This window comes from Streptomyces botrytidirepellens (assembly GCF_003721215.1).
Taxonomy (GTDB): Bacteria; Actinomycetota; Actinomycetes; order Streptomycetales; family Streptomycetaceae; genus Streptomyces; species Streptomyces himastatinicus.
The window spans coordinates 1-2,351 of record NZ_RIBZ01000106.1 but is presented as its reverse complement, the minus strand read 5'-3'; the positions used below and the strand labels follow the sequence as shown (position 1 = coordinate 2,351).

Sequence of the window (2,351 nt, the reverse complement as noted above, 5' to 3'; positions counted from 1 at the left end):
CGCCGACCCCACCACCCCTTTCTGGTCGCCCCGTCTGGTTCCTGCCCGGGTCGCCTACGGCCCCCGTCGCGCCTCTCAACCCCAGCCCGGTTCCGCGTCTCTCGAACCCCGACGCACGGCACACGCGCCGGGATCGGGGCCTCTCGGCCCTGGACCTGCTCTTGCTCGCCTAGCCCGCTGTTCCCGCAACCTCCTCGGTGTCACTCCTTCATCCACTCATTTTGAGAAAGAGATTCGTATGTCCGTTCCCACCACCCCGACGACTCCGGCTGGTTTCCATATCGGTGACGCTGCTGCCGTGCTCGCTGCCGCCGGTCTCACCGTCCTGGACCCCGACACCGGCCCCGGTGCTCCCAATGCCGGTTCCGGGGTTCGCCTCCGTCAGGTCGCCTGTTTCGCGGACCGGTTGTTCGTCGTCCCCTTCGTGGGCCGTCTTGAAGAGCACCCGGTCTCGCATGACGAGCGTCACGACGAGAACATCCGGATCAGGAAAGCCGCCTCCCACGCGCTGACCGCCGCCGGATGGGAAGCATGCGGCCAGAACCTCACCGGTGTGGAGTTCATCGCTCACACTCCCGCCGTCAGGATGGCGCGCGCGGTCCTGTCGGCCGCCGGGATCCCACTGCTGGCCAAAGACGCCCACAGTGGTGCAGGCGTGTTCGTGCATCCCGTGGACGGTGACCAGCAGCAGGTCCGCATCGTCGCGTGGACCATGGGCCTTAAGCACAAGCCCTACCCCGACAGCCACCCCCGGGAGAGCGCTGAGGCGTGGGTCGCGCTGATGCATCAGGTACTCGACGCGATGGCGTTGGCCGGGTGGGCGCACACCTCCGGCGTGATCCACGACTGCGCCCAGTTCCGCGTGCCCGACCAAACGGCCGTGCCAGTACGGCCGATGCCGGTCCTGGGGTGTGACCCGGAGGCGGACGACTTCGTGCAGCGGGTCGCACGCGTCCTGCGGGAGGGCGGCTACATGCCGCTGGCGGCCTTCCACGGGCTTGCGGGCCCGGCATGGGGATTCCAGGTGAGCGCGCCGACCCTGGCCTCCGGCCACGTGAGGGTCGTCTACAGCCACCGGCGGCCCGCCCCGGTGTCCGCCCCCTACATGCTGGAGGAGCGTGCGAAGGTCCGCGCGATGCTCACCGTGTACCGGCAGCTCCTGAGCGCCGACGGCATGACATTCGCCGACGCCGAAGACCACACGGACCTGTGGGTGAACCGCCCGGAGCGCAGCACCCGGGCACGCATCGTGCTGGCCGAGGAGTCCGGGTTCCAGTGGCTCCCGGAACTCGCCGACACCTACCAGTTCCAGATCCGAGAATCGCCCGACGAGCCATGGCAGACCCAGGGCACCGTGCCCCAGGCCCACATGCTGCGGATAGTCGAGCACGGGCTACGCCGGGCCGAGGGGAGCGCCGAGTCCGAAGCGGGCGTCATCTACTTCACCCGCACCACCCCGGGCGAAGGCGAAGCACCGTACTCCCGCTACCTGCCGGTCAACGAAGCCTGACCCCAACAACCCGGCCCCGGCCCCGCACCCGCGCACACCGCCGACGGTTGCGGGGCCGACCCATGCGTGCGTCACGCTTCCCGGCCGCTCCTTGCGTGGCTAACCCCTGGGCCAGCCAGTGTTTCCCGTGCCGGGCCCCGGGACAACGGGCCCCGTTCCCCACACCCTTCCAGGGTTACTGGTCCGGCCAACTGGCAGCCGCCTCGCGGAACGTTCCTGCACCCCGGCCGCTACCGGCCGCCCCCAGCTGGGGGCGTACCGCTTCCCTTCGACTGAAATGACAGGACACACCCATGCCCACCTCGACTCGTTCCCCGCTGCCCCGTCGTGGCCCGCTCGCCGCAACACTGACTGCCACTGTGCTGGCCGGGTTGATGCTGACCGGCTGCTCCGATGACCGGAAGGCGGACACCCCACCGCGTTGTNCTGCCACTGTGCTGGCCGGGTTGATGCTGACCGGCTGCTCCGATGACCGGAAGGCGGACACCCCACCGCGTTGTCACCCGGTCTCCCACAATGGGTCGGTCGACGTCGTCCCGGACGGTCACCGCCCCTGCATCCTGTACGGCACCACGGCGACCCGCACCGCCCGTCCCAGCGACGACACCCGAACCCCGGACAGCTTCCGCGTCCCCGGCGCCAAGGAGCCGGACAGCTCCCGCAAGCAGCCCGGCGTCAAGAAGCCGGACACCTCCCGCAAGCAGCCCGGTGCGAAGAAGCCTGAGGCCCCCAAGGCTCCGCCGAAGGCCCCGGCCCCCGCGCCGAAGCCCCCGGCGCGCGTCCGGTAACCGGCATCGGGCCGGGCACGACCACACCCGCGAAACGCCCCGCGGCCCCGACT

General features: G+C 70.3%; 1 protein-coding gene. It reads left to right on the top strand.

The annotated features are described in order from the left end of the window. The first annotated feature begins 238 nt into the window (after window positions 1-238). Complete coding sequence (locus EEJ42_RS08235; protein ID WP_148081888.1) at window positions 239-1,510, top strand: hypothetical protein; 1,272 nt, start codon at window positions 239-241, stop codon at window positions 1,508-1,510. Window positions 1,511-2,351: the final 841 nt, after the last annotated feature.